The sequence below is a fragment of the Nostoc sp. genome, assembly GCF_036919815.1.
Classification (GTDB): domain Bacteria; phylum Cyanobacteriota; class Cyanobacteriia; order Cyanobacteriales; family Nostocaceae; genus Nostoc.
Map to the genome: position 1 here is coordinate 20,910 of NZ_JBALCE010000114.1, position 23,352 is coordinate 44,261.

26 protein-coding genes are annotated in these 23,352 nt (G+C 39.5%); 9 read left to right on the plus strand and 17 right to left on the minus strand.

Annotation, left to right across the window (positions count from 1 at the left end):
- Window positions 1-26 precede the first annotated feature (26 nt).
- The 3 genes from V7K15_RS25925 to V7K15_RS30100 form a co-directional block, all read right to left on the minus strand.
- On the minus strand, window positions 27-1,607 hold the full coding sequence (locus tag V7K15_RS25925; RefSeq protein ID WP_334910212.1) for a serine protease: 1,581 nt from the start codon (window positions 1,605-1,607) through the stop codon (window positions 27-29).
- Between the two features lie 60 nt (window positions 1,608-1,667).
- The gene (locus tag V7K15_RS25930; protein WP_334910214.1) at window positions 1,668-1,979 is read right to left on the minus strand and encodes a CU044_2847 family protein; all 312 of its coding nucleotides are present in this window, start codon (window positions 1,977-1,979) and stop codon (window positions 1,668-1,670) included.
- A gap of 339 nt (window positions 1,980-2,318) precedes the next feature.
- Window positions 2,319-2,600 carry a hypothetical protein gene (locus V7K15_RS30100; protein ID WP_442949718.1) on the minus strand — a complete coding sequence of 94 codons (282 nt, stop codon included), beginning with the start codon at window positions 2,598-2,600 and terminating at the stop codon, window positions 2,319-2,321.
- Window positions 2,601-3,033: 433 nt separating this feature from the next.
- On the opposite strand from V7K15_RS30100, the gene V7K15_RS25935 reads away from it, so the two are divergent.
- A complete protein-coding gene (locus tag V7K15_RS25935) occupies window positions 3,034-3,741 on the plus strand; it encodes a M15 family metallopeptidase (RefSeq protein WP_334910216.1) in 708 nt (235 codons plus the stop codon).
- Between the two features lie 5 nt (window positions 3,742-3,746).
- Here V7K15_RS25935 and V7K15_RS25940 read toward each other — a convergent pair whose 3' ends face one another.
- Window positions 3,747-4,220 carry a TspO/MBR family protein gene (locus V7K15_RS25940; RefSeq protein ID WP_334910290.1) on the minus strand — a complete coding sequence of 158 codons (474 nt, stop codon included), beginning with the start codon at window positions 4,218-4,220 and terminating at the stop codon, window positions 3,747-3,749.
- Between the two features lie 218 nt (window positions 4,221-4,438).
- Window positions 4,439-4,912: a TspO/MBR family protein gene (locus V7K15_RS25945; protein ID WP_334910218.1), complete on the minus strand. Its 474-nt coding sequence runs from the start codon at window positions 4,910-4,912 to the stop codon at window positions 4,439-4,441.
- Between the two features lie 493 nt (window positions 4,913-5,405).
- Between V7K15_RS25945 and V7K15_RS25950 the strand changes: the two genes are divergently transcribed.
- On the plus strand, window positions 5,406-5,600 hold the full coding sequence (locus V7K15_RS25950; protein WP_334910220.1) for a hypothetical protein: 195 nt from the start codon (window positions 5,406-5,408) through the stop codon (window positions 5,598-5,600).
- Here the strand turns inward: V7K15_RS25950 and V7K15_RS25955 are convergent.
- The 4 genes from V7K15_RS25955 to era all read right to left on the minus strand — a co-directional run bounded on the left by V7K15_RS25955 (window position 5,584) and on the right by era (window position 9,151).
- The gene (locus V7K15_RS25955) at window positions 5,584-6,024 is read right to left on the minus strand and encodes a hypothetical protein (RefSeq protein ID WP_334910222.1); all 441 of its coding nucleotides are present in this window, start codon (window positions 6,022-6,024) and stop codon (window positions 5,584-5,586) included. The two genes, V7K15_RS25950 and V7K15_RS25955, sit on opposite strands and share 17 nt — an antisense overlap.
- 758 nt (window positions 6,025-6,782) lie before the next feature.
- A complete protein-coding gene (locus tag V7K15_RS25960; RefSeq protein ID WP_334910224.1) occupies window positions 6,783-7,412 on the minus strand; it encodes a YdeI/OmpD-associated family protein in 630 nt (209 codons plus the stop codon).
- A gap of 7 nt (window positions 7,413-7,419) precedes the next feature.
- A complete protein-coding gene (locus tag V7K15_RS25965) occupies window positions 7,420-8,097 on the minus strand; it encodes a response regulator transcription factor (protein WP_334747285.1) in 678 nt (225 codons plus the stop codon).
- A 79-nt stretch (window positions 8,098-8,176) separates the two neighbouring features.
- Window positions 8,177-9,151, minus strand: coding sequence for a GTPase Era (gene era, locus V7K15_RS25970; protein ID WP_334910226.1), 975 nt, complete (start codon window positions 9,149-9,151; stop codon window positions 8,177-8,179).
- A gap of 307 nt (window positions 9,152-9,458) precedes the next feature.
- On the opposite strand from era, the gene hsdR reads away from it, so the two are divergent.
- From hsdR to V7K15_RS25985, 3 genes are all read left to right on the plus strand, one after another.
- The gene (gene hsdR, locus V7K15_RS25975) at window positions 9,459-11,867 is read left to right on the plus strand and encodes an EcoAI/FtnUII family type I restriction enzme subunit R (RefSeq protein ID WP_334910228.1); all 2,409 of its coding nucleotides are present in this window, start codon (window positions 9,459-9,461) and stop codon (window positions 11,865-11,867) included.
- A 338-nt stretch (window positions 11,868-12,205) separates the two neighbouring features.
- Window positions 12,206-13,657: a class I SAM-dependent DNA methyltransferase gene (locus tag V7K15_RS25980; protein WP_334910230.1), complete on the plus strand. Its 1,452-nt coding sequence runs from the start codon at window positions 12,206-12,208 to the stop codon at window positions 13,655-13,657.
- Between the two features lie 54 nt (window positions 13,658-13,711).
- Window positions 13,712-15,058, plus strand: coding sequence for a restriction endonuclease subunit S (locus V7K15_RS25985; protein WP_334910232.1), 1,347 nt, complete (start codon window positions 13,712-13,714; stop codon window positions 15,056-15,058).
- A 67-nt stretch (window positions 15,059-15,125) separates the two neighbouring features.
- Here the strand turns inward: V7K15_RS25985 and V7K15_RS25990 are convergent, their stop codons facing one another.
- From V7K15_RS25990 to V7K15_RS26000, 3 genes are all read right to left on the minus strand, one after another.
- Window positions 15,126-15,389 (minus strand): type II toxin-antitoxin system PemK/MazF family toxin, encoded by a 264-nt coding sequence (locus V7K15_RS25990; protein ID WP_334910292.1) that lies wholly within the window; start codon window positions 15,387-15,389, stop codon window positions 15,126-15,128.
- 172 nt (window positions 15,390-15,561) lie between these two features.
- Window positions 15,562-15,825, minus strand: coding sequence for a ribbon-helix-helix domain-containing protein (locus tag V7K15_RS25995; RefSeq protein WP_334910234.1), 264 nt, complete (start codon window positions 15,823-15,825; stop codon window positions 15,562-15,564).
- Window positions 15,826-15,890: 65 nt separating this feature from the next.
- Window positions 15,891-17,018 (minus strand): succinylglutamate desuccinylase/aspartoacylase domain-containing protein, encoded by a 1,128-nt coding sequence (locus V7K15_RS26000; RefSeq protein ID WP_334910236.1) that lies wholly within the window; start codon window positions 17,016-17,018, stop codon window positions 15,891-15,893.
- A gap of 138 nt (window positions 17,019-17,156) precedes the next feature.
- On the opposite strand from V7K15_RS26000, the gene V7K15_RS26005 reads away from it, so the two are divergent.
- Genes V7K15_RS26005 through V7K15_RS26015 form a run of 3 tightly spaced genes read left to right on the plus strand, consistent with a single transcriptional unit; the run spans window position 17,157 to window position 18,068 of the window.
- Window positions 17,157-17,348 (plus strand): hypothetical protein, encoded by a 192-nt coding sequence (locus V7K15_RS26005; RefSeq protein WP_334910238.1) that lies wholly within the window; start codon window positions 17,157-17,159, stop codon window positions 17,346-17,348.
- Between the two features lie 19 nt (window positions 17,349-17,367).
- Window positions 17,368-17,652, plus strand: coding sequence for a hypothetical protein (locus tag V7K15_RS26010; RefSeq protein ID WP_334910240.1), 285 nt, complete (start codon window positions 17,368-17,370; stop codon window positions 17,650-17,652).
- Window positions 17,649-18,068, plus strand: coding sequence for a type II toxin-antitoxin system VapC family toxin (locus V7K15_RS26015; protein ID WP_334910242.1), 420 nt, complete (start codon window positions 17,649-17,651; stop codon window positions 18,066-18,068). Before V7K15_RS26010 ends, V7K15_RS26015 begins: the two co-directional genes overlap by 4 nt.
- A gap of 217 nt (window positions 18,069-18,285) precedes the next feature.
- Here the strand turns inward: V7K15_RS26015 and V7K15_RS26020 are convergent, their stop codons facing one another.
- The 3 genes from V7K15_RS26020 to V7K15_RS26030 form a co-directional block, all read right to left on the minus strand.
- Window positions 18,286-18,924 (minus strand): histidine phosphatase family protein, encoded by a 639-nt coding sequence (locus tag V7K15_RS26020; protein ID WP_334910244.1) that lies wholly within the window; start codon window positions 18,922-18,924, stop codon window positions 18,286-18,288.
- A 533-nt stretch (window positions 18,925-19,457) separates the two neighbouring features.
- A complete protein-coding gene (locus V7K15_RS26025; RefSeq protein ID WP_334910246.1) occupies window positions 19,458-19,640 on the minus strand; it encodes a CsbD family protein in 183 nt (60 codons plus the stop codon).
- A 351-nt stretch (window positions 19,641-19,991) separates the two neighbouring features.
- Window positions 19,992-20,459 carry a hypothetical protein gene (locus tag V7K15_RS26030; protein ID WP_334910248.1) on the minus strand — a complete coding sequence of 156 codons (468 nt, stop codon included), beginning with the start codon at window positions 20,457-20,459 and terminating at the stop codon, window positions 19,992-19,994.
- A 253-nt stretch (window positions 20,460-20,712) separates the two neighbouring features.
- Between V7K15_RS26030 and uvrB the strand changes: the two genes are divergently transcribed.
- Complete coding sequence (gene uvrB / locus V7K15_RS26035; RefSeq protein WP_334910250.1) at window positions 20,713-22,710, plus strand: excinuclease ABC subunit UvrB; 1,998 nt, start codon at window positions 20,713-20,715, stop codon at window positions 22,708-22,710.
- A 58-nt stretch (window positions 22,711-22,768) separates the two neighbouring features.
- On the opposite strand, the gene V7K15_RS26040 is transcribed toward uvrB, so the two are convergent.
- Together V7K15_RS26040 and V7K15_RS26045 are read right to left on the minus strand one after the other, a co-directional pair.
- A complete protein-coding gene (locus tag V7K15_RS26040) occupies window positions 22,769-23,029 on the minus strand; it encodes a type II toxin-antitoxin system RelE family toxin (RefSeq protein WP_334910252.1) in 261 nt (86 codons plus the stop codon).
- Window positions 23,029-23,229, minus strand: a complete 201-nt coding sequence (locus V7K15_RS26045; RefSeq protein ID WP_334910254.1) for a hypothetical protein — start codon at window positions 23,227-23,229, stop codon at window positions 23,029-23,031. The genes V7K15_RS26040 and V7K15_RS26045 overlap by 1 nt, the downstream gene beginning before the upstream one ends.
- Window positions 23,230-23,352 lie beyond the last annotated feature (123 nt).

The window sequence follows — 23,352 nt, forward strand, 5'->3', positions numbered from 1 at the left end:
AATATTTGAATCTTTGGCTTATTGCTTTATCTTTGACCTTTCACAAACTCTGCAAACACACTGCTAAATAAACCCCCATTCTTCCGTAATAACCCATGACGCTGAAGCGTATCTACAACTGGATCAGCACGTGAATTCCTCTCTCCCAACTTAGAACGCAATGCTAAACGTTCAACTTTTGTTAAATCTTTCCAAAGTTCTTCAAAACGATACTTTGCTTGAGAATTAAACTCATCTTTAGCTATTTCTTGATTCCCATATTGCCACAACTTCGCCCCCGCCATCTGCACATAATAGGGCAACCCTCCTGCTAACTCATCCACCCATTGTAATACCACAGAATTAGGCAGCAGAAATTCTTTCCGTCCTTTCTGGATGATGCTTTGCCAAGCTTCCTGCTCTAATGCCCCTAAAATAGTGGTACTGAAAATATTGTCAAAGGGAGAACCCAGACTCAAAGCTTTGTAAACTTCATTAAGAGGGCGTTTGCTACCAATTACCATTGTTAATAAACCCGCACAAGCCTTAGAACGCCAATCTTCTCCCCAATCCTGAAACAATTCCAATCTATCTTTTTTACTAGCAATGGCTTCAAACTCATCCAATAAAATAATTAAACGATACCCTTGATCTACTAACACCTGTAAGCCATCTTCTACTTCAAAGCCATCTTCATTATCTTCCTTTGACCAAGGAAAATTCCCTGTTATTTTGTGAATCTCTCGCCTTAAGCCTTCAATAATCCCCTCTGGAGTATGAAATTTTTGACTCGTTAAATCTAATGAAACAACTAAAGGCTTTTGTTCTGGTGAACAAAATTCGCTGATTCTTTCTTTTATATATCGCAATAGAGAGGTTTTTCCATTGCGCCGCAATCCAACCAAATTGATACATTGAGGACTAATCGCACCAATGCGGTTTTTAATCTCTAAAATCTCTCTTCTCCGTCCGTAAAAACGTTGTGGAAGAACAAGAGAACCATATTCAAATGGATTTTCACCTTTGGGCTTTGGCTGATGAAATTGTTGATTACGTAAGGCAATTTCGGAAAACTGTTGCACAATAACTTGAGCCGAAATTGCCCGCCCTCCTAAATCGTTACCCTCATCACGGGAAAGATGCACAATTCCACAAACTTTACCTGTTAGTAAATTTAACAAAGGCGAACCACTAAAGCCTGAGATAACTTGCCCTTGCTTTAACTTATAGTGGATAATATCCTGTTTAAAACTTATTCCTTCATATTTAAAGCTTGCCGAATCTCCCTGTGAATAATCAACTTCGCTATTCTTGGGATAACCGAAAATATATAAATCATCGTTGGTTTTTGGTTCTGTGACATCCAATTGAACACAGGGATGATCCAAACAATCCTCGTCCAGTTGTAAAAGCGCTAAATCAAGAGGATATTTGTATAATTGCGTAACTCTAGCTGTGTAATTCTGGTTTCCTGCTTTCCAGAATACTTGCACAGGGTTATCTTTTGCAGATTCGACCACATGGGCGCAGGTGAGAATCCAATTTGGTGCAACAAAAAAACCTGTTCCCTGACTACTGGCAACATTTAAACGCACTGTACAGCGTTGTAAATCGTCTTCGTTACCCATTAATTGCTCTCACCTAGCATCTTTGTAAAAAGATTACCACAACTGTAAAGTAATCAACTGTTATTTACCCCATTCCATCGTAATTTCTAGGTTAGCCGTGCCTGTTCCTTTCACAATTAAAGCGGTTAGTTGTCCTGACTCAACTCCAATTTGTAAACCTAGTTTGACACTAAATTTATCTGGTTTGACTGTTTGGCTAATATCTTTTAATGTCCCTGCGACATCTTCAGCAATGGATTTAATAATTTCTGTTGCTTGTTTAAAGACTCTGGTTTCAGCAGAAACAGGTTGTTCTCCTATAGGCGTAACCTCTACTTTAATTATTCTGCCGTCAGAAAGTTCAAAGGAAATTATCTTGGTTTTATCTGCCATACTTCTTTTTTTTTGTTAATTTTTTGTGCAAGACTGTTCCTGAATAATGGGAAGAAGGTATATGGTATTATTACATTTATCGGGCGCAACTAATTTGAGTCTGGCAACGATTCATACATAATATGCTACACGTTACTTTCATGATTGAAAGGTTTCAGAACGTTATAAGCACTAATCATAGCCTAAGTAATTTATATAGCAGTTCTCAATTGCATCGAATACAGACCTAACCCCCAGCCCCTTCCCTTGTAGGGAAGGGGAGTAAGATTCAAAGCCTCTCTCTTTTTAAGAGCTACGGTGTCATAGGTTTTAACTCTTCTAGTAGTTTCGTAGGGTGCGTTATGGACACGCCGAAATAACAAATGAGTATCCTGAAATAACAAATGAGTACCCCGAAATAACAAATGAGTACCCCGAAATAACAAATGAGTACCCCGAAATAACAAATGAGTATCCCGAAATAACAAATGAGTACCCCGAAATAACAAATGAGTACCCCGAAATAACAAATGAGTACCCCGAAATAACAAATGAGTACCCCGAAATAACAAATGTGTTGGCGTAGCCCGCACTTCTCTGCGAGACGCTCTTGCTAGCAAGATCCCCGTAGGGGTACGACAAAGCTACAACTCTTAGAGAGGCTGCGCCCTAAGCGTAGCTATGCCGCAGGCTTTACGGCTACGCTCAGGACAAGTTCAGTACAAGTCAGTCGCTATGATTGCAACAATTTAGCTTTGTCACGCCAGCGTTACACACCGCAATTCTTTGGTGGATGAAGTTTTTTCAACTTGTGTGTACACCGTAGCCTTTTAGGAGAGAGAAATGGAAGTGAGGTCTGAGTGTATTGCATCCAAATCAGAAACGCTATATTACTTTGTATAAATAGCAGATTATTAACGTTCGCCCTTTAGAAAAAAAGTTTTTGGTTTACTGTTCAGGGTTGAGAAAAATTGGTATTGCACGCAGAAGCGCAAAAGACACAGAGGAAGAAGAGACTCCTTACACAGAATGCTGTGCTTGCGTTAAAATCCGTAAGTCCTGTGTGGCTGACTAGATGAGACCTTATCATCAAATCCCGATTTTCGAGTGTGGTGAACCGCTAATGGCGATTCCTTTAGAACTGTTTGCGGTGGAATCTCCCCATCCTTATGAAAAATTAGGTGCTACTTATGGCGATCGCTCTCCTTATTATCTCCGTCAAAGTGTGATTGAAAATTTGATCCAAGCCCAAAATTACCTTTATCTCTTGCATCCTAACTGGCTTATCCAAATTTTCGATGCCTATCGCCCGATCGCAGTCCAACAGTTTATGGTAAATTACAGCTTCGCCCAAGCAGTGCAGGAGAGGGGACTGACTGAGGTGGAGTTATCACCAAAGCAACGCCAAGAGATTTGGGAAGCCGTTTATGCAATTTGGGCTGTACCAAGTTTGGATGAAAAAACTCCGCCTCCTCACAGTACAGGTGCGGCGGTGGATGTGACGCTGGTAGATGATGCCGGGCAAATAATAAATATGGGTTCGCCAATTGATGAAATGTCCGAGCGATCGCATCCCGATTATTATGCCAATAGCAACTACCCAGAAGCACAAAAGTATCATACTCACCGTCAGCTATTGCGAGATGTAATGTTAAAAGCCGGCTTTCAACGCAATCCTAGAGAGTGGTGGCATTTTTCTGTTGGCGATCAAATGTGGGCTTGGCTGAATAATCAATCTAATCCAGCCAATCCTTTCACGGCACGTTATGGGCGTCTTACATAGATGCATTATGCATCTTGAGGATTTAGTTCCCTTAACTCGTCGGTGGTATAAGTACCAATAGGAGTCCAAACTAGATAGGGAAGGAGTAACAGCACCGCCATTAGAGAAATTGGCAAAACGCAGATTGCCAGTACAACAGCTAAAATCAAACCCATTAGTCCCAGAACTTCCCCAGCTTTGAGACTGCGAAACCTCAGCATTATAGGTATGTAGGCGACGGTGATAATTTCCACCAGGAGGTATAAAGCCATTAGTAGCCAAGTAATTAGACTTCCGGGATTTTTTTCCCAGACAACATAAGCTGAAGCTGCACCGCCAATAAAAACCACAGTCCAGATGAGCGGAATTAGCGGCTCAAAAACTAGCCAACGAGGGCGACTTAACCGTGCGAACCATTTCACATCACGCGGCGTAATCAAGAAACTACCAAGGGCGATAAAGAAAGTTACAGCCCCAATTATTATCCAAGATGGAATCATCATGTACTCAAGCTTTGTGTATTTTATTAAGTCATATACTGCAAGTTTGACAATTTCCGCCATAGTTTGAATCATTCGCTGGTGCGAATCTTATGGAATAAGAATTAAATAAAATACAATTTATGTCCCTGGCTTACCTCACCCTCAATCCCTCTCCTTATAAAGGAGAGAGAAGCTGGAGACAGGATGAAGTTTTGCATTTTATTTAATCCACGTTCCTAAGCATCTTGAGGATTGAGAGCGATCATCTGCCAAGTGGTATAAGTACCAATGGGACTCCAAAGGAAATAAGGAACTAGTAACAATGCTGCCCAACCAGAAAAACCTAAGATTGCAAGTATTAACAAAACACAAATGATAAAACCTGTGCCACCAAGAATTGTACCCACTTTCAGACTGCGAAGCTTAAACATTACAGGCGTATAGGCAATGGTAATAATTTCTAAGAGCAAGTATAAACCCATGATTAACCAGGTTGAGGTGCTTCCTGGGTCTTTTTCCCAGACAATATAAGCTGACCAAGCACCGCAAATAAATATTACAGTCCAGATAATTGGAATCGCACCCTCAAAAGTTAGCCATCTCGGTCGTTGTAAGCGCTTGAACCATTGGCGATCGCTAGGCGTAATCACGTTAGCCGCCAACGCAACTAAGAAAGCCACACCCCCAATCACCATCCAAGATTTAATCATGCCCGTTATTCCTTTACAAGCGCTATCTATCGCTTAATATCACTCTTTATAGTGTAATTTTGTCAATTTAGTTGCTAATTACTCATCATCCCTGAGTTTGAAACCTTCAGATCATTTGGCAGGATTTTAAATTATGGGAACTGGGGAGGCAGAAAGGAATAAAGCTTATACTGAGTAAATTATAACGAGTGCTTGAACTCCATTAATGAGTCTTTGAACTCCGTTAATGAGTCTTTTAGCTCCGTTAATGAGTCTTTGAACTCCGTTAATGAGTCTTTGAACTCCGTTAATGAGTCTTTTAGCTCCGTTAATGAGTCTTTGAACTCCGTTAACGAGTCTTTGAACTCCGTTAATGAGTCTTTGAACTCCGTTAATGAGTCTTTGAACCTCGTGAACAATAATCAGAATCTCAAGAACAGAGGCGAGACAACAGCATTCAAACTTTTACAGGCGGTTCTCAAAGACAGAAGAGATTTATTGATAAAACTAGGTTATGCGATCGCTACCATTAGACAAAGGAAAAGAAAATGAATGTAGAGACGTAGCACTGCTACGTCTCTACAAGGGTTCTGGATTAATTTCTGGAGATGTCTATTTTAGAGGCGATCGCACTGCAATTTCTCAACTCTGCGGGATCTTGCTACAGCATCAGATTTTACACACTTCAGCTTTTATGAGCCAACTGTGACGTTGTAAGACAACTCAAAGGGCTTGAAACTAGCTCCAGATTTGGGAGTACCGCTTAACTCCAATTCATAAGCTCCTACTTTGGGAAATATGATCTCCGCTCCGGGAATGCTTTTATATTGCCTGGTTGATACATTATGTAAACTTGGCTTCAGCAATGGGGTATCGGTTTCACTGTGAGGTTCGGGGTAGACAGCCAACTGACAGTTACATTGTGTCAGGGGGATTAGTCGCCCGCCTTTATGGGTGAGGACAATCCAAACATGAGCGGTTTTACCAGCTTGAGGATTGTCATAAGGTTCAATATGCAGCATCCCGCCCACGTCTTTTGATACCTTTTCGGTGTGGGCATTAACTGGTGTGGCAATCAGAACCGAAATTAATAATAGCCATCCCAAATTCTTCTCAAGGGTAAAGTGGAACATAAAGTTTCTAAAAAGTAAGCGAAATAGTCCGGGCTGACTGGGTAAAGGCAATTAAAGGAAAATTTAAATATTTTTGATGCTATTTTTCCACCAGTATTTAAGAACGATAATTTTAAAATAATAGTTGTGTCAAAAGACAACCTGTCAAACTTTGCACGATAATTCGTTACCAACCTCTAAGGCTTAATCCCAACTAAAAACTCGTTGACTCCTGAACTTCTACCTAAATATCTAACTTAAGGCCACATTAGCTTATTACTTATGATAGTTATTAGAACTCACTTGGATGAGTGAAAGTAGTCAGAGTGATGAGTCAAACTAAATATACTTAGTAACTGAGGTTTAAAGCATGGACTCAACAGGTAAGGTTCAAATTGTGGACTCGTCCTGGTACGTTCCAGTGCCGTTGAAAGAGTATGCAATGAGCCGAGTCACTGTCTACTTTTATAGCGACGGATGGGTTCCAATTAAATATTGCTCTTTGCAAAAGGCAATTTTGCTTCACCAGAAGGCAAATTTAGAAGGCAAGGAAATTTTATTATTTCCTGTTAATTTAGACCCTAATCAATTCGGTAACTTTTTTAAGTAAAGTAGATTGAGGTAGACTATTATTCAACAATCTTGGCAACAAATTAGTCAGCTATAGAGGCGTACATATATATGTACGCCTCTACTTATAAATGGGATTAAAAATATGGCGATTGCTAACAATAGCGCTTAAAAAGATAGTTTGTCAAATAATTATATAGGCTTTGTTATCATACTAATGGGTTTTTGTTACTCGCTGCTGAGTTTACGGTTTGTTCAATTCTTTTTAATCTGGTTTCTGGACGTTTTGCACTGTCAATCCAAAAAAGGATATTCTTTTTGGATGAGTTATTAAATGCCTCAAAATACCCTTTGGCTGTTGTGTTTGCTTCTAAAGCCTGCTTTAAATCTAAGGGAATAATTAATGCTTCGATCGCATCTAAAGAGTTCCATGAACCATTTTCTTTTGCAGCTTCTATTTTTTCCAGACCAACTGTAGTCATCAATCCTTGTTCTATGAGTTCTTCAATATATTGTTTGTTTAATTTTGACCACACGCTTTTTAATTTTCGAGGTGTAAAGATTTGCATATAACGTTCTTCATCTAAGGATTTGACTTTACTATCAATCCAACCAAAGCATAAGGCTTCTTTTACCGCTTCGCTATATCGAACACTTGGTTTACCACTTTTTACTTTGTAGTAGATGAGCCATATACCGAAACAGGTGTGATGATTGTTCTCTAACCATCTTCGCCATTCTTGACGACTTGTTGGGCAAAAAGTGGGGAATTCATTATTAAGTTTGGATACACCAGAAATCTGACTTTTGCTGAGATTTGCCTCTGTATTTTGCTGCATTTGTTTTCTAAACCAATCCAGAACGCAGTGCTACAACTGCTGCTTGCACGCGATCGTCTACTGCTAATTTATTCATAATCCCCCGAACGTGAGTTTTGATGGTGTTGGGACTGAGATAAAGTTTTTCGGCAATCTCTGGGTTACTCAACCCATCTACCATGAGTTTCAACACTTCTAACTCGCGCCCAGATAAGTTGGCGTTATTGCTGGTGGGTGAGGGCGGTTTGAGATTATCAATTACTCGCCGCGCAATTTGGGGATCGAGATAAGCTGCACCATCAACTGCGGCTGCGATCGCACTTAACAATCGTTCCACACTTGCACCTTTGATGCAATATGCATCTGCACCGCTAGATAGTGCCGCAATAATTTCTGTCTCCGTTTGATGAGATGTCAGCATTACCACATGAGTTGCTGGTAGCGCCGCTTTAATTTGCTGTGTTGCGGCAATACCATCCAATCGCGGCAACCCAATATCCATAACCACCAAATCAGGTTTCAGTTGCAGTGCGGCTTGAACTCCCAAATAACCATCTTCTGCTTGTCCAACAATCTCCAATTGAGGATGAGCCATTAACGATTGCTCTAATCCCAGTTGCATCATCGGATCATCTTCGACAATTAACACGCGCAATGGTAGAGCATTGGCGGGTAAATTTAAGGGATAGCGAGTATCTAAAGACATTTTTATTAGTTAGGACGCAGGAGGAAGCAAGCTAGAGTAATTAGTTTTTACTAATGACAAATGACCAATGACTAATTTTTTATTCTTCCACCCGATAGCCTAACTCTGCTAAACTCACCCGCGACTGTCGCCATTTTGGTTGGACTTTGACAAACAATTCTAGGTAAACTTTACCAGCGATTAACTTTTGTATTTGTTCGCGGGCTTCACTACCAACTGCTTTGAGCATCGCTCCGCCTTTGCCGATGAGTATGCCTTTTTGGGAATCGCGCTCGACGTTGATGGTAGCAAGTATACGGGTAATGCTAGGAGTTTCTTCTACTAGGTCAATGGCGATCGCAACTGAATGGGGTACTTCTTCACGAGTCAATAATAAAATTTGTTCTCGGATCAATTCACCCATAATAAAGCGCTCTGGCTGGTCAGTTACCAAGTCTGGGGGATAGTATAATGGCCCAATTTCTAAATGTTCAATTAATAATTCTTGAAGTTGTGGTAATCCGGCACTAGTCTTGGCAGAAAATTTCACGATTTTCCATTCATGGGACTTGGCTATCTGGGCGTAACTCTCATCTATAAACTGGGAATCGGGCGGTTGTTGGTCAGTTTTATTCATACCCAGAATTACCGGTGTTTTGCTGCGACTGAGCAAATCGACAATATAGCGATCGCCTGCTCCACAAGCCACGGCTCCATCTACCACAAACAGCAATACATCTACCGATTCAATCGCAATTTTGGCATTTCGCACCAACACTTCACCCAATTGATGATGGGGCTTATGAATTCCTGGTGTATCTACAAAAATTAACTGCGCCTCTTGTGTAGTTAATATACCGCGCAAACGGTTACGTGTTGTTTGTGCGATCGGTGATGTAATGGCAATTTTTTCTCCTACCAATTGATTCATCAAAGTAGATTTACCGACATTAGGACGACCAACAATGCCGATAAACCCTGATTTAAACTCAGGAGGAGCCTGTGGGATTGTGGCTTCTCCTGAAAAAGAGAAGTTGTAATTATCAATACTAGTCACCTTTGGCTCCACCCTCATATTTTATAGCTGGGATAACTCGATTTTTTCTTAAACGCAAAACAAGCATAAAATTACCTTGGCATTTTTAAGGATTACTTTTGCCGAGGTTTAATCTACTACTGCCTCTACACTTATATTTTACAGCTGAGATAACTTTGTTTTGTTTTTAGATCCAAAACAAACAGTTCCATGACGAAGTTTCTATTAGCCTCAAGGTCATCTGTGTATAATTGAGCAATCAGTTCCTCCGTAGGGGCAATTCATGTAGCTTTAGCTTCCCGCAGGGTATTGCCCCTACTATTCATAAAAGTAAGTGAATTTACAGATGACCGATAAACGAGAGCTTTCAGAACAGGATATTTGTACACAGTATGTTTTACCTGCTTTGCTTAAATCAGGGTGGGATGTCAGCAAGCAAGTCCGAGAACAGGTCTATTTTACTGATGGTCGGATTTATGTCAAAGGGAATCAAACGCGACGTGGGAAGGGGAAAAAAGCTGATTATATTCTTTATTACAAGCCTAATATTGCGATCGCTGTGATTGAGGCTAAGAAAAATATTTATCCTGTTGGTCACGGTATGCAACAGGCTTTAAACTATGCAGATATTTTAGATTTACCTGTGGCTTTTAGTTCTAATGGTGATGGTTTTTTAGAACATGATAAATCTGGTTTTTCTAGTTTAATTGAGCGAGAATTAAGTCTTGATAATTTTCCCACTCCTGATGAACTTTGGCAGAAATATAAGAAGTTTAAGCAGATTGAAACCCCAGAAGCGGAAGAGATAGCAACTTTTGATTACTTTTTTGATCCTAAAGGTCGCCAACCGCGCTATTATCAACAAATTGCCATTAATCGGACAGTGGAAGCGATCGCTAAAGGTCAAGATCGTTTATTATTAGTGATGGCAACGGGTTCTGGTAAGACTTACACCGCCTTTCAGATTATTTATCGGCTGTGGAAAAATGGCATCAAAAAACGAGTTTTATTTTTAGCTGATCGCCAATCCTTAATTAGTCAAACAAAACGCGGTGATTTTAAGCATTTTAAAAACAAAATGACGGTGATTAAAAATAAGAAAGTTGACACCGCTTTTGAAATATATTTAGTATTATATCAGGGTTTAGTTAATTATGATGAAACTGCTGATGCTTACCGAGAATTTAGCCCAGAGTTTTTTGATTTAATTATAGTTGACGAGTGTCATCGTGGTAGCGCCGCAGAGGATAGTAAATGGCGGGAAATTTTAGAATATTTTAGTTCAGCAACCCAAATTGGTTTAACAGCAACGCCAAAGGAAACAAAGGAAGTTTCTAATATTGAATATTTTGCTTATCCAATTTATACTTATTCTCTCAAACAAGGGATTGATGACGGTTTTCTTGCTCCCTACAAGGTGATTCGAGTCGGTTTAAATGTTGATTTAGAAGGATATTGCCCGGAAGCGGGTAAGCAAGATAAATCAGGGTATTTGGTCGAAGATCGGGTTTATAATCTCAAAGATTTTGACAGGAATTTAGTAATTGATGAGCGGACAAAAGCTGTTGCAAAACGAGTGATGGAGTTTTTACGGGAAACTGATGTTTATGCAAAAACAATTATTTTTTGTGTGGATACAGAACACGCAGAACGAATGCGACAAGCTATTGCTAATGAAGCCGGAGATTTAGTCAGGGAAAATTATAAATATGTAATGCGAATTACAGGAGAAGATAAGGAAGGTAAATTGGAATTGGATAATTTTATTAATCCAGAAGAACGTTATCCTGTGATTGCGACGACTTCTAAGTTAATGACGACGGGGGTTGATGCTCAAACCTGTAAATTAATTGTACTAGATTCTAATATTCGTTCGATGACGGAGTTTAAACAAATTATTGGCCGAGGAACAAGAATTAATGAACAGTTTGATAAGCAATTTTTCACGATTATGGATTTTCGGAATGTGACGGATCTGTTTTTGGATCGCGCTTTTGATGGTGATCCGGTGATGATTAAGGAAGTAGGGGAAGATGAGCCATTTACACCAGAAAATATTACCGGGGATATAACAGAAGAAATTATCGATCATGAGACGGGAGAAATAGTTGATTTTGAGCAAAACAACGAGATTCGAGAAAGTACAAAACCGACAATTATTGATGGTGGTGAAATTACTACAGAAAAGCAGGTTAAGGTTTATATTGCTGGGGTAAATGTGGCAATTTTAAACGAGCGGATTCAATATCTCAATGATGATGGGGAGTTGGTGACAACAAGTTTACGAGATTATACCAAACAAAACTTGCTGCGAGAATTTAGCAGTTTAGATGAGTTTTTGACACGCTGGAATCAGGCGGATAAAAAGAGTGCTTTGATTGCAGAACTTCGGGAACAGAATATTATTCTTGAGGATTTGCAGAAAGATATTAAAAAAGATTTGGATTTATTTGATTTGATTTGTTATATTGCTTGGGATCGTCCACCCTTAACTCGTAAGGAACGGGCGCAAAATGTCAGAAAACGAGATTATTTTACTAAGTATGGCTCACAAATGCGGGCGGTTTTAGATGCTCTTTTAGAAAAATATACTACCGATGGCATCGAGAATATAGAGGAACTTTCGGTGCTAAAATTAGAACCCCTGAAGCAACTTGGATCTCCAGGTGAGATTGTACAATTATTTGGCGGTAAATCTCAATATGTTTCAGCTTTGCAAGAATTAAAATCTGAATTGTATCACGTAGCAGCGTAATTCGTAATTCGTAACTATGTTTTATGACGGGGATTTCAACCTCGGCTAAGAGGATGTTTGAAAAGTATTTGGCTGTGATTTTAGGCACTTTGATCCCCCCTAACCCCCCTTAAAAAGGGGGGAACCGGAATCAAAGTCCCCCTTTTTAAGGGGGATTTAGGGGGATCTAAAATGTTTTGATACCGACAATAGGACTTTTCAAACAACCCCGGCTAAGATACAAGCCGTTTGTAGAAATGGGGGTATCAATCCCTATTTAATTACAAATTACAAATTGGTTAATAATTCTCTATACCACAAATTTTGATCAACGCATAATTAAATTCGGTCAATGTCTAATGAAAAATCTTGGCGGTAATATTAAAAGTCTGCGTAATTTTATGCGGAAAGATCCGGGTGTGTCTGGTGATGGACAACGGATTGAGCAGTTGGGGTGGTTGCTGTTTCTGAAAATTTTGGATGCTAGCGATCGCGAGTTAGAATTACTCAAGGATAATTTCGTTTCGGTGATTCCAGAACGGTTGCGCTGGTGCAATTGGGCAATTTCAGAGAAGGGAATGACTAATGGTGAAAAGTCATTAACGGGGGATGACTTACGGATTTTTATTGATCAAGAATTGTTCCCCACGTTGCGAAGTTTAGACACTAGCACGGGTAATCAACGCGCGGTGATTGTGCGGGAGATTTTTGAGGGTACGAATAATTATATGAAGAATGGGACGATTATTCGTCAAGTTTTGGATAGTCTCAATGAAATTGATTTTGAAAGTTCCGAAGATCGTCATTTATTCGGGGATATTTACGAAACGATTTTGCGCGAACTCCAGACGGCGGGCGCTTATGGGGAGTTTTACACACCCCGCGCTTTGACGGAGTTTATGACGGAAATGGTTAATCCAATGTTGGGGGAAACGGTACTTGATCCGGCTTGTGGAACTGGTGGTTTTTTAACTTGTGCGATTAATCATCTGCGTCAGCAAGGTTTGGATGAGGTGCGCGATCTGGAGACATTGGAAAAGACGATTAAGGGGATGGAGTTTAAACCCTTACCGTTTATGTTGGCGGTGACGAATTTATTTCTCCATGACATCGAGGTTCCGAATATTGAATATATAGATAGTCTGAATCGAGAATATACTTCTATCGGTACGGCGGATCGGGTAGATGTGATTTTGGCAAATCCACCTTTTGGGGCTTCGGTGACGGATGGGGTGCAGGATAATTTCCCGATGAGTTATCGCACTACCGAAAGTGCAGATTTGTTTCTGTTGTTGATGGTGCGATATCTGCAAGATGGGGGACGGGCTGCGATCGTTTTACCAGATGGTTCGTTAACTGGCGATGGGGTAAAGGCGCGGATTCGTCAGCATTTATTAGAGTCTTGTAATCTGCATACGATTGTGCGTTTACCTAATTCGGTGTTTCAACCTTATGCGTCTGTGGCGACTAATCTTTTGTTTTTTACGAAGGGTAAACCGACAAAGGAAATCTGGTATTGGGAACATCAATTAATGGAAGGGGTAAAGGCGTATTCTAAGACGAAACCGATTAATAAAAGTGAGTTTAAGTCTCTGAAGGCATGGTGGAATAATCGAGAAGAAAATGAGCAAGCATGGCGGGTGAGTTTTAAGGATTTAGAGAAAAACGGATTTAATTTGGATGTGAAAAATTCTCATGTTTTGGAGCAAGAAAGGGGTTATAGTTCGGTGGAGTTGTTGGGGATGTTACATGATTCTTTTCGTAAAAGTGATGAATTATTAGATATGTTAAAAAATCAATTGTCCCCGTAGGGGCAATTCATGAATTGCCCCTACAATGAGATTGTTTAAAGGAAGGTATTGCTAATGAATCAATGGGAAAATGTCAAACTGAAGGAAATTTTACGGCATCAAAAAGGAAATGCTCGATTTTTGCAAATTGATGAATCTACTGAGTACAAATTGTGCAGAGTACAAGTACATCGTAAAGGAGTCGTACTACGAAAAAAACAATTTGGACATGAGATTAAAACAAAAAAACAGCAATTATGTTATGCAGGTGATTTAATCGTTGCTGAAATGGATGCTAAATTTGGGGGATATGGTTTTATCACTCATGATTTAGAAGGTTCTATAGTAAGCAGCCATTATTATTTATATGAACTAGATTATTCTAAAGTAACGCAAGAATATCTCGAAGTTTTGATTAATACGGATTATATTCAAAACCAAATAGAAGCAAAGGGTAGTACAAATTATTCTTCTATTAGGGCTTGGGAATTTCTTGAATATACAATCCCTTTACCAAGCATAGAATTACAAAAGAGTATATCGAAAAAATTTAGAAGTTTTTCTGATTTCAAAAATGAATTAATTGTTGAACTTCAAAAACAAGAAAAATATATTTCTCAACTGAAACAGGCGATTTTACAAGAAGCGATCGCAGGACAACTCACAGCAGAATGGCGCGATCGCAATCCAATGCAAAAAGTCAACCCAGACACCGATGCAGCCGCACTCCTAGCCAAAATTAAAGCCGAAAAACAACAGGCGATCGCTGATGGAAAACTCAAAAAAGAAAAACCCATCCCCGAAATCTCACCTGATGAAATCCCATTTTATTTACCTGATAGTTGGGTTTGGTGTCGATTTGGAGCATTTGCAACTTTTGAAAGAGGTCGCTTTTCAATCAGACCTAGAAATGATAAATCTTGTTATGGTGGTCAGTATCCGTTTATTCAGATTAATTCATTAAGTAGAAATGGAGATGTCATCACAGAATACAAGCAAACTTTAAATGAAAAAGGCCGTTCTGTATCTAAAGAATTTCCTAAAGGTACACTTATTATCGCAATTGTTGGTGGAACAATTGGTAATTTAGGTGTTTTGGGAATTGATATGTGTTTCCCTGATAGTATGGTTGGAGTTAAGCCTTCAAGTATAAGAAATCAAGATTTTACCCTTTTACTTTTGAGATTCAAACAGCCTGAAATCAAAAAGGCTGCTTATCAAATGGCTGGTCAACCAAATATAAAAATTCCTACTCTCACCGATTTAATCATTCCCCTTCCTCCCCTTGCGGAACAAAAAGTGATCGTTGAAAAAGTCGATTATCTGATGAAAATAATTGACCAACTGGAAGAACAAATCAAACACCGGAAACAACTCGCCGAAGACCTCATGCAAACCGTCCTCCGCGAAGCCTTTGAATAACCTTCCACCTGTAAGGGCAATACCCTGCGGGAAGCTAAAGCTACATGAATTACCCTTACATTAATCATCAGAGGTACAGAACTGTTGGCAAACCTTCATCCACTTCTTCCTGCAAGTTCACTGGCAATGAACCAATACGGTCAGTCAAAAATACTTTGTCCACAGTGAATATCTGAGAGACATTTACAACTGAATCTGTGGGCAAACCCGTCGCGTCACGTGGTAATAAAACATTGCCCGGTGCCTTTGCAAGTTCGATATTAGAAGTGATAATGACAACAATTACTGTCCTGATGCGACTTTGTGTAAGAGGTTGTTTGAAAAGTGATATGTTGTGATTTTAATCGAATTGTTACCCCCCTTAATCCCCCCTTGTAAAGGGGGGAAACAAGAAAAATTCGGTTCCCTCCCCTTTATAAGGGGAGGGTTAGGGTGGGGTAAAAAATATTTGATACATCAATCATGACTTTTCAAACATCCTCTAAATATATCATCCTGAATAATTAGCACAGGTCTACGATAACCTGGTTCTGATCATTCTCCTGTGGCAGAGAGATAAATTGCATTGTTGCCATAACTGAGTCTAAATCTGAAGATTCTTGAGAGTAGACTTCGTTTAGTTTTGATAAAATCCGCTCTCGGTTATATCGTCGCAAATATACTTTCAATGCTTCGGTATATAGTTCACTGCGAGATATCCCCAACTGTTGAGCAAGTGCCTCAGCTTCTTCAAAAATTGGGTCTGGAAGAGAAATAGCAGTTTTCATAACTAGATTCCTCAAGTAGTGGTTACATTTTAGTTATACCAAATTCATACCTTTAAATTTCTTTCCTAACTAATAACTCCCAATACAAACTCACCTTCATTCACAGCTTGATTGGTTGCGACATCATAAACTAATCCATCCTTTTGAGCGCAGACATCAATTACACTTGGTAACTTACCTTCCTTATTAAAACTGAGAATTTGATACAGCTTTTCTCCAGCTTTGACTGAACTACCTAATTCTATTCTGGATTGAATCATGCCACCTGCGATCGCATAATATTTTTTCCGGTTGCTGCTAGATGTGAAAGTCATTTCATGGGTTTTTCTGTCATCCAATAAATCAGGAATTTGCAGTACACCTTTTTGCGCTAAATAGTTTTTCACACCGCGTACACCTTTGGCAACTGAATCAGGGTTCATTTGCATTCCTGTTCCTAATTCTAGTGTCCAAGCTTCCACATCAAACTTGATTTCTCTACCAAACTCTTTAAAACAAGCTTCCAGTGCTAACCAAGGTTTGATAAAAGCTTCATCAAAAGCATCACCATCATATTTATCAAGTAAGATTCCAAAATCAAGCCCGAAGTATTTTGCACTTTCTTCTCTATTTCGGAAGTAATAAAGGTAGCCTAACGCTTGATCTGTAGAAGTATGTAAGTCAATTAAATAGTCTGCATCTAAACTCAAATTTTGGAGTTTATAGCTAAAAAGCTCAGTGTAGGGCACACTACTAGGAGAATTAATTTTTTCTAAAAGTTTAGCAAATTGTTGTTTAATTATAGTTAGATAATTTTGTCGAACCACCTCTAAATCAAGATGAAGTTGAGATTTAGTAAAGGCGACTAAATCATCAGCTTGTTTCTCGTAATCCCAAAATATGCGATTCCAATCTTTGGCTTCGTAAAGGCAGTAACGTCCAGGCGAAAAATGGTGCGATCGCTCATTCGTCCCCATTGGATTACAAACGGGAATTAGCCAAATCTCTCCAGCTAAATTTGAATCATTTATTGTTAATAAAAACTCAATTAACTGATGAATAACGGCATTACCAGCAATTTCTGCACCGTGCAGATTAGATTGAATATAAACCTTTTTACCAGGTTTAGCGCCGACAAATTTGTAAACTTGTAGAAACAAGCGATCGCCCGAAGCCATTTGACGTAAAGCAATAATTTCAATAATTGGCAACATAAAATAACTCGGTGATAATTTAAGTAAATTATCGCTGTATCTGTACTCAATTAAAAGCCCTAGCGAATAAAATTAGGACTAGGGTGTGTTGCTGATTCATAAGTTTTGTTTAAGTATTGCTAGCGATCGCATAAGCATTTGCCCAAATATTGTGATATTAAGGATAAATGTCGTGATGTTAATGATGAACATGGTGATGTTAATGATGAACATGGTGATGTTAATGATGAACATTGCGATATAGACCGTTATATGCTATTGATTCGGAACTGCGATGTCTACGACGGGCTACGCCAGAGCAACATTTACAGCAACAGTGTTATATCGTAGAAAGAAAAAGAGCAGAAGTATGCAAGCCTACAAGCTGAACGCCACAATTGATGAATCAGGTCATTTGATTATTGACGAACCTCTAAATATTGCTCCAGGCAAGGTAGAAGTCATTATTTTGCAGCCAGTTCCATCCTTAAAAAGTTTTACAGAAAGCGCCACTGAGCCACAGCCAGAGAAGCCGAAGAGGAAGTCTAAAGTAAAAGCATTTGAAGGTTTATTTGAAAATGCTCCTCCTGTTCCACCAGACTTTGACCCAGACGAAGCTCGATGGGAAGCTTTGAAGGAGAAACATAATCTGTGAAAATCTTATTAGACACCAACATCATTGTAGATGATGCCCTTGAACGTGAACCTTTCTTAAACTCAAGCGAACAAGTGTTAGTGCTTGTTGAGCAAGGACAGGTAGAAGGTTATATTTCCGCCTCAACTTTTAGCGATTTGTATTACATCATCCGCAGGGCAAGAGGTCGAGAGTGGACACTTACTTATTTAAGGCAGTTGCTCAACTTTTGCAGTGTTGCTACCGTAGACAGTACCACAATCAACATGGCGCTAACTACTAATTTTAGAGATTTTGAAGACGCTATTCAATACACCACTGCGGTACTCAATCACTTAGATGCTATTATTACTCGCAACCCTGGAGACTTTCCAGTTGCTACTCCCAGAATTTTGACACCTGAAGAGTTGATTCAGGAACTAACAAATACTCAATAAATAATTAAGTCAAATATATCAATACCTTCGCCAAAAATAGAGGTAGTCTAGCTTTTAGCGAAATAGACCAACCTAATGTTATATATTTTAAAAATTGTGATAAACCTTTACTGCAAATATACTGAACCAGCGATTCAGGAGGAAGCAAGAGAAAAATAATAATTCCTAACTCCCAACTCCTGTACAGACGCGATTAATCGCGTCTCTCCTAACTCCTTCACGTTCCTGGTAAATTTCGCAACCGCTCATCCAAATGAGTCCGGTCTGCCAAAACCTTTAACAGCGGCCCATGTGAGCTAAATTCTACAATACTAACCGAAGCAACAGGGCATCCCAAACGAAAACGGAAGCGTCCGACATCAATCCCCAGTAAACTAGACAGAATAATTCTGATAGTTGCCTTGTGGGAAACCACTAACACATTGCCACTAGTGTAATTTTGCTTGATTTCTTCAATTACCTGCAAGGCACGAGAAGCAATTCTAACAGCCATTTCTCCACCAGATGGAGCATTCCAAGCCGGGTCTGCTGACCAGCGAATATAATCATCGTGATATTCACGGCTAATTACTTCTGGAGTTTTTCCTTCCCACTCGCCATAATTGATTTCCTTCAAACCATCTCTGAGTTGTGGTTCTATCCCTAGAGATGCACATAAAGGTTTTGCTGTCAATACAGTTCGCCGCATTGGACTACAAAATATTGCTGTCCAAGGAATAGAACTATATGCGTCAGCAAAAGCCTTTGCCATCTCCAATCCTTCTGGGGTAAGTTCTGAGTCTATGGAACCGCAAAAGGCATTGTTGCGACTATATTCTGTCTGTCCGTGACGGAGGAAATAAATAGTTAGGTTCACGGTATACTCTCATCGATTTTGAATTTAAAAGCGCTAACAATCAGATATAGTTGAAGATAGTTAATGCCCGTGCCATACTACTACAATTTGATGATATTTTAAAGAATTTTCAGATCCAACAAAATTGCCTCACCGCCCCCTCCTCGCTTGCGGGGAGGGGGTTGGGGATGGGGTTCTTGTAACTTACTCAACTGAGAACCGCTATAAACCAATTTTCAGTGCGATCGCCTTTTCTAATTCTCCCTCTATTTGGCTGGAAGGAATCCGATCTGGATTTAAGCTTTTAAATTGTCAATTTAATAATAGAGTTTAATTATCTAAATAACTTTTTTAAAATTTTTGAAAAGTGTAGAGACGTAATTACCTACGTCTCTACATAAATCCTGATAAATCAAGCGATATTCTATTCTCTACTTCTTAATCAGAGAATCTGAAAAGAGTCTAGCTTGAGTCTCGAACAACTCATATTTTTTTGCAAAGCTGAGATATATCCCATTTATATCCCTAGACTTTCTGCAAAAAAGCAGAAATTATTAGTCAAGCTTTTTCTTGACATTATCTTTTACGTCTTCAATCCCGTGACGTACTTCGCTTTCAGCTTGCTTTGCTTTACCTTCAGCTTTATCTTCTGGATCTCCAGTAATATTTCCTAATGCTTCTTGGGCTTTACCTTCAACATTTTTAGCAGTTGCTTTGGCGCGATCTTCTATACTCATTTTAGTACTCCTGATTTTCTGGTAAATTAATTTCAAAGCTCTAAACTAACTTTGAAATCCTTTGTTATTACCTTTACACAGTAGCTTAAGGTTTTTGCTAAAGCCTTCCACCACAAGGCATAATTCATAGTTCGTAATTCGTAATTCGTAATTCGTAATTAAGAAAGGTAGTTGTAGTAGGCATCCTGACTGTTAGCATCATGTAAATTAAAGCCAGGACAGCTTAGTTTTCTATGCTAAAAGACATAGAATAATTGCAAATATCGTCATCTCTAGTTTTGACTCTTTAGCTAAAAAAAACCAGCTCCGTATAGAAACTGGGTTAATAAAGTTATGGGGATATTGTTTTGTCTAATCTAGAAAACCCATCAGGGTTTCTGAATTGTCAACCTCATTTGCTGCTATTGGACGATTACCGAATGATGAATAGTTTTCAGAAATTGCCAATGAACTTGAGCCAATTGGACGAATCCCAGAGAGATTTATACTTTCAACGACCTCAAATGTATTAGCACCAATTGGACGAATACCCATTGCGTTATAAGTTTCAACTACTTCTAACGTGCTGGTGCTAACCGGACGCACCCCAGCAATTGAGAGGTGTTCAGCAACTTCTAAGTCGCTAGCGCCTATGGGACGAACTCCAGCAATGACGAGTGGCCCAGAAGATCCCGACACTGGCTGTTCAGTAACTTCCTCGACTTTATCTGTATTCAAGCTCTGGTCTTTTTGATTTTCAACTTCCTCTGTAGTTTCCCCTTGAGACTTGGCAGACTTTTGCCGAGAACTGGTTTCTTTGCCAGTGCTGCTAATAGTCATAAACGAATACCTCTGATTTGTTAATTGAATTTTACAATAATTAAGGAAAGATGAAATTTTTTCCCATATACCTTAGAGTTTAACCTTAAAAAACCTCATATAGATATAAGAATCTTTAAAAGTGATACATAAGTAAATTTAAATTAATAATTTTTGTAAAAAGTTATTACTATTTATTTGGTCTGAGAAGCCAGCTAGAATGGATACAGGGTGAAATCGTCACCATGAGATCGGGTATTTCCAGCAAAACTGTATGACAGAATTTTGTCTTCAAGCTCCCTTTAGTCCCACAGGCGATCAACCACAAGCGATCGCCCAACTAACCGCTAGTATCCAATCAGGCAACCGTTACCAAACTTTACTAGGTGCCACTGGAACTGGCAAGACATTTTCAGTAGCAGCAGTTATTGAGAAAATTGGCAAGCCTACTTTAGTACTGGCGCATAACAAAACCCTGGCTGCACAGCTTTGTAACGAGTTGCGGGAATTCTTTCCCAACAACGCAGTTGAGTATTTTGTCAGCTACTACGATTATTATCAGCCAGAAGCGTATATTCCCGTTACCGATACTTATATTGAAAAAACAGCAGCGATTAATGATGAAATAGATATGTTGCGGCATTCAGCGACGCGATCGCTTTTTGAACGCCGTGATGTCATTGTCGTTGCTTCCATCAGTTGCATCTACGGTTTGGGAATGCCAGCAGAATATCTGAAAGCTGCCATCCCTCTACAGATAGGTATGGAAGTAAATCAACGCCAAATTTTACGGGATTTAGCAAATGTTCAATATAGCCGCAACGACATAGAAATGGGTCGGGGGAAATTTCGTGTCCGGGGTGATGTCTTAGAAATTGGCCCGGCTTATGAAGACCGGATTATTCGTGTCGAATTCTTTGGTGATGAAATTGACGCGATTCGCTATATAGATCCGGTGACAGGTGAAATTCTCAAGAGTTTGGAAGCGGTGAATATCTACCCCGCACGTCACTTTGTCACCCCAGAAGAACGATTAGAAGTAGCTTGTAACGACATTGCCGCCGAATTAAAACAGCAAAAACTAGACTTAGAACAAGCTGGGAAATTATTAGAAGCGCAACGCATAGATCAACGTACACGTTATGACTTAGAAATGTTGCGCGAAGTAGGTTATTGCAACGGCGTGGAGAATTATTCTCGTCATTTAGCAGGAAGGCAAGCTGGAGAATCGCCAGAATGTTTAATTGATTATTTTCCTAAAGATTGGCTATTAGTTATCGATGAATCTCACGTTAGTGTCCCCCAAATTCGCGGGATGTATAACGGCGATCAAGCTAGAAAAAAAGTTTTAATTGAACATGGATTTCGTCTTCCTAGTGCTGCTGATAATCGTCCTTTGAAAGCAGAAGAATTCTGGCAAAAGATGAATCAGTGTATCTTTGTTTCCGCAACTCCAGGAAATTGGGAATTAGAAGTTTCTGAAGATCATGTAGTTGAGCAAGTAATTCGACCAACTGGCGTAATTGATCCAGAAATTTCTGTACGTCCCACAGAAGGACAAATTGATGATTTGTTGGGAGAAATTAAAGATAGAGCCGACCTCCATGAACGAGTGTTAATTACCACATTAACTAAGCGGATGGCGGAAGATTTAACCGAGTATCTGCAAGACCACAGTATTCGAGTGCGGTATTTACATTCGGAGATTAATTCAATAGAGCGCATTGAGATTTTGCAGAACTTGCGCGAAGGTACATTTGATGTATTGGTTGGTGTGAATTTGCTGCGGGAAGGGTTAGATTTACCGGAAGTTTCCCTAGTAGCAATCATGGACGCGGATAAAGAAGGTTTTTTGCGAACTGAACGTTCCTTAATTCAAACTATTGGTAGAGCCGCGCGTCACATCCGGGGACAAGCGATTATGTATGCTGATAATTTGACAGGTAGCATGATTAAAGCCATTGATGAAACAGATAGACGGCGTGGGATTCAAATGGCACATAATCGACTGCATGGAATTACACCGCAATCGATTATAAAAAAATCAAGTAATGCGATTTTGTCTTTTTTAGATGTGTCTCGGCGGTTGAATGCAACTGACTTGAAAGTAGTAGATGAACATATTGATGAACTGCCATTAGAACAGATTCCCCAATTGATTACTGTGTTAGAAGCGCAGATGAAAGAAGCGGCGAAGAAGCTGGAATTTGAAGAGGCGGCAAAATTGCGCGATCGCATTAAGCATTTGCGAGATAAAATGCTAGGACGTTAATGTGAATATACTGAGTCTTGAATTGGAGTATGATTGAAGGGACACTGATGACCGATTGTTAATTGTAAATATCACGGCGATGCCCAACTTGATGAATTGTGATGAGTTGTGCTTCAGTATTAAAGGAATAAATAACCCGGTAGTCCCCAATTCTGAGTTTGAACAAACCGCTTAAATCAGCACTCAAAGGTTGAGGGGTTAAGTCCTCAAAGTTCTCAGACAACCAGCGAATTTTACGCAGAATGCGCTCTTGAATAGTTGAGGTGAGAGCTTCAAACCCGATAATCGCCTCTGATTTAAATTCGATGTCGTAGCTCATTACCAGGTCAATCCCAGGTTTTTTGCTACTTCCTCAGCAGGGATTCCACGTTCTCCAGACTGAGTACTTTGTAGGGAGTCGAGTAGTTGCTGTTTCACTTCTGGCTTTATTTGTTTGCCTTCATCAGGATCAAGCAATAGAGATTGAATCGTTTCGGCAACAGTTTCTTGAATCAGAAGCTTGAGTTCTTCGATGGTCATATCTTTGACTTGCATAGGGGATGATGGTTCGTGAGAACTACTTTTACTGTTTTACCTGCTATTGTGGCATATTGCGGCGATCGCGGCGGCATAACAAACCGCTTGCACATCGCATTAAGCATT